The organism is Enterobacter sp. D2, assembly GCF_034427575.1.
Taxonomy (GTDB): Bacteria; Pseudomonadota; Gammaproteobacteria; order Enterobacterales; family Enterobacteriaceae; genus Enterobacter; species Enterobacter cloacae_M.
The window spans coordinates 1-4049 of record NZ_JAXQPP010000013.1 but is presented as its reverse complement, the minus strand read 5'-3'; the positions used below and the strand labels follow the sequence as shown (position 1 = coordinate 4049).

The following is a 4049-nucleotide window of genomic DNA, read 5'->3' as shown; positions in this document are numbered from 1 at the left end:
TAACGGCGCGATGTCTTAAGTAAAAAATGACGTAACGGCTTTCGCCGCCACAGCTAAAGGGGCGGTAAGTCCGGGTGTGCACATCGTCATTTTCTCCTGTGATGCTTTTCTCCTGCGTATCAGCTTCCGGTAATCGTTCCCCGTCACAACCTGGTCAGCAAGGGTAAATGGCACGCTGCGCGCCTCTGCTGACCAGAACGACTCCGGGCAGGCCGAACCGTCAGGCGATACGAAGACGAAATTCACACTGACGGAGAAACGACCATGACGATGAACCTGCATACCCCGACAACCGCCCCTAAAGCTGCTCCGGCGACCAGCGTATCCACGCTGGAGCACTCAGGCTCCCCAAAAACGAAATGTCCTGAAATCAAAACCGTCAAAACGGCGGTGGCTAAACTTATCCGCGACATCGAGGGCAACCTCTGCCAGCGTCTGGCGTACCGCGAAGCCGTTGAAGGACTGTGCCAGGAGGCGGCCAACCGTATCACGCAGTGCATGCATTCACGCAGTACAGGGCAGACGTTACGGGAGCTGCGCGAGCTGCTGTCGGTAACGCTGGACACCATTATCGTGGTGGATTTTGAAGGGGAGCAGACCCGACTTAACTATGGCGGGCGCTCGGCTGAAGACGTGATCGCCATGCTGAAAGCGCTGCATCTTGAAGGGCGTAAAGCCTGGCTGGAAGTGGAGTAAAAAAAAAGCCCCGTCCGCAGACGGGGCTGATTCAGTACCGGGCATTCAGCGGGGTGCCCTCATTCCACAGGCGGTTAAATTCTCGCTGGTACGCCTCCGCCAGCTGCGGCGCGTCCTCGATCAGCAGCACGTTTTCCGCATTGCGCGAAACGGCGCTGGCCGTGTAGTTAAACGACCCGGTCTGGACACTTTTGCCGTCGATCACCATAAACTTGTTGTGCATGATGGCGTAACGGCCGTTAAGGCGCACCGGCACGCCCTGGTTTATCAGATACGTCACGGCGGTGTAGCGGTCGCTGTTGGCCTTTTCGTCGGCCACCACGCGCANCGCACCGGCACGCCCTGGTTTATCAGATACGTCACGGCGGTGTAGCGGTCGCTGTTGGCCTTTTCGTCGGCCACCACGCGCACGGCCACGCCGTGCCGCTTAGCACCGGCGAGCGCCGTTGCGACCGGCTTACTGGTGAAGCTGTAGGCCGCAACGTCAATGCTCTGCCTGGCGTTGTTTATGGCACCGAGCACGACCTCAAGGGCGGGGCGCCCGTCAGACGGTGAAAAACCCGCCGTCAGGACGGGCGCGGCAGTGGAGAAAACAGGCACACAAAGGGCGGCGGCCAGCACCAGAAGGGCGGTTTTACGCATAGTTGTCCAGCTCCAGGCTTTTCAGTTCGTCGAGGGTATAAAAGCGAAAGACATCGCGGTGTTTTGCCTCCAGTGGTACATGCTGGTTTTTCACGATCACGCTGGTAATGCTGTCAAAAATAATCTTCAGGGCGCGCTTTTTCGCCTCGTCCGGGGCGACGTAAAACACGTACCGCCATTTTTTATCGCTGATAGCCAGCAGGTGGCTCGCCATGATGGACTGATAGCGCGCCTTTGTTTTAATGCGTCGCTCGGTTTCAACGGCGATCAGCCTGCCGTCCGGCAGGCTGATAAGCCCGTCGGGACGGTGTTTGACGCTGTACTGACTGAGGAACGATGAGCGGTCGCCGTTAATCCACCCCGTCGCGCCGTTCTTCTCCAGCGTCAGGCGCACGAGCTGGTTATCAAGGTGATGGTCGAGTGACCAGCCGGTCAGGCGGTAGGGTTCAAAGCGGGCGGGCATTATGTTGTCGTCCGCCGTGAGGATCACGGCCAGCCCGTCGGCGGTAATGCCCCACAGGGATATTCTGGACGCGCGGGATTCATGCACGTGCTTCTGAATCAGCCCCATTTTCTCTACTTTTCCAAGCAATCTTACTAATGATGTATGGCTTTTAAAGCCAAATACCATCATCAGCGTTTTGAAGTCACTGTATGTTTCTTCTTTCAAAAAATTCAGGAGAATGCGGATTTTTTCATGATTACGTTCTCGGCGTTCGGTATTGTTCATTAAGAGCATAAAGCCTCCTGAAATTTATAAATCCAGCAATGAATGTACTTCGTCATTTTGGGCGGACCGTGATGCCATCAGCCACTCCTCGTCAGGCTGCACCGGAGGTGAGGGAATTGGCGGTACTGGGGTTTTCTTGGTGGCCGTGGTGCTGTCGGGAAAAATGTCAGGTGCCGGAACTGCCGGAGCTGTCGTATCAAAATCCAGATCTAGTACCGGTTTAACTTCAGCCACGGTAGCCGCTGCAACCGGCGGCAGGGAATACAGTTCCAGCGGGGCTTTTTTAACCTTGAGCGGTGAGATTAACGACGGGAACGCGAGCGCGTTCTCACTGAATATGTAGCTTACAAACTTCGGCAGGTGCTGGAGCATATTGCTGTCGATATAATGGCTTTCAGCCTGGCGCAGCATACGCTCGTTATCGACCTTTTCCGTCAGGACCGACGTGGTGGTGACTTTCCGGCTTTCGTCATCGACTAAAATCGTGCCGGACATGCGCGCAATCCATTCGGCGGTATCAGGGTCCTGCAGCTTATAAACCAGTTTAAACTTGCAGTTTTCCACGAACGCACCCACAACGGCATCGCCGTTTAAATCCGCCGGGCAGTCGCGTAAGTCGGCAATCGACTGGTGCGCCGCTAAAATATGCACGCCTTTATCACGCGCCGCGCCTAACCCTTCCAGTGCCGGTTTTGACAGATGATATTTCACCTCATCTTTAAAGATGGCGATGGGGCGGATATTCCCCGCGACGCGGTCGCGCAATTCCGCGAGCTGGAACAGGCGCACTAAAATCATACGCTGCGCGGTAATGATTTTAGAGTTACGCATTGAACCGATGATGTAGCAGCAGCCGCCTTTATCGAAAATCTCCTTCAGCGCAAAACCGCCGGGGGCGTTGATGCTGTTCAGCATCGCCAGCTCCTCGGTTTTACCGTGAAAGGCTTTTATCGTTTCGCCGATGCCCTGGACATAATCGCCGTTATAAATATCACGAATGGTTGCACCCTGATTATCCTTCACGAACTGCGCCGCCGTTCTCGCCGCCTTGCGGTCGTCGATGCGGTAGAAATCCGCCGCCTCGCCTTTTTCCGCCAGGCTGAAACCGGCGACGAATAACTCCTCCAGATGATCGGCGGTGATACCGTCGATAAGGTTCATCTGGTATTCCTGCTTGTTCAGGTCGATAAGGACATAAGGTTTTCCGGCATCGGCGCAGGCTTTTTTATAAAGGTGTGGCGCCCATTCATCGTTTTTGGGGTCTAGAACAAAAACGCCCTCGCCGGCTAGGATGCTCTGATAAAGCAGAATACCGACCACGACGCCTTTACCGGCACCAGTGGTGCCGATAATTTCGGCGTGCTGGGTCTGCCATTCTTTTAACGGAATATACTGCGGCTCGCCCTCGCGGCTCTGCCCGATAAAAACACCCTTATTCAGATCGATGTAATCCATCGGATCGTATTCGGTGGAGACGGGTAAAATCTCTTTTACCCGGCGAACGTCGGTTCTGCGGTCGCGCTCCATGCTGGTTTTTTTCACCATGCCGCGTTTGACCTTGTCAAATTCAGGCGAGATCAGACGCCGTAAAATTACATGCAGAATAAACCCGGCGACGGTAAACAGCAGCGCCATTGTCCAGGTCAGCAGCGGCGGGCTGGCGATATCTTCCCGGCCATAAATGCGCTGTAAAAACCAGACGGCCACCGGCGCTATCGTGCCGAAAACAAAACAGATCATGGAAAGCAGAATTAAGATCCTTTGCAGAAACGTCGGCTTTTCCTGCCCGCCGTGTCTCGCAGAAAATATAAAAGGCAGCATGACGCCGGACAGCAGCGCTAACGCCAGCTGATGCGCCTGCAAAAAAGCAATAAAAGCCAGGACGGCATTTGCTATCGGCGACAGCAAATGATTCAGTTTGTCGAATATCACGATATTCTCCTGCCGTGTTTCTCGGCACATAGCCTCGGCACACACTCCC

Annotated in this window: 3 protein-coding genes and 1 pseudogene; 1 reads left to right on the top strand and 3 read right to left on the bottom strand. The window is 54.9% G+C overall.

The annotated features are described in order from the left end of the window. Positions 1-264 precede the first annotated feature (264 nt). Positions 265-696, top strand: coding sequence for a hypothetical protein (locus tag SPG90_RS22305; protein ID WP_322408403.1), 432 nt, complete (start codon positions 265-267; stop codon positions 694-696). 31 nt (positions 697-727) lie between these two features. Here SPG90_RS22305 and SPG90_RS22300 read toward each other — a convergent pair. The 3 genes and pseudogenes from SPG90_RS22300 to SPG90_RS22290 form a co-directional block, all read right to left on the bottom strand. After that, positions 728-1338: pseudogene (locus tag SPG90_RS22300) on the bottom strand (phospholipase D family protein). Continuing rightward, on the bottom strand, positions 1331-2077 hold the full coding sequence (mobC, locus tag SPG90_RS22295) for a MobC family replication-relaxation protein (RefSeq protein WP_322408402.1): 747 nt from the start codon (positions 2075-2077) through the stop codon (positions 1331-1333). Before mobC ends, SPG90_RS22300 begins: the two are co-directional and overlap by 8 nt. Before the next feature lie 15 nt (positions 2078-2092). Then, a complete protein-coding gene (locus SPG90_RS22290) occupies positions 2093-4000 on the bottom strand; it encodes a type IV secretory system conjugative DNA transfer family protein (protein ID WP_322408401.1) in 1908 nt (635 codons plus the stop codon). Between the last annotated feature and the right edge of the window lie 49 nt (positions 4001-4049).

Bases quoted from the DNA above. Each gene is read 5' to 3' on its own strand.
- mobC (WP_322408402.1), bottom strand. From the start codon at position 2,077: ATGCTCTTAATGAACAATACCGAACGCCGAGAACGTAATCATGAAAAA.
- SPG90_RS22305 (WP_322408403.1), top strand. From the start codon at position 265: ATGACGATGAACCTGCATACCCCGACAACCGCCCCTAAAGCTGCTCCG.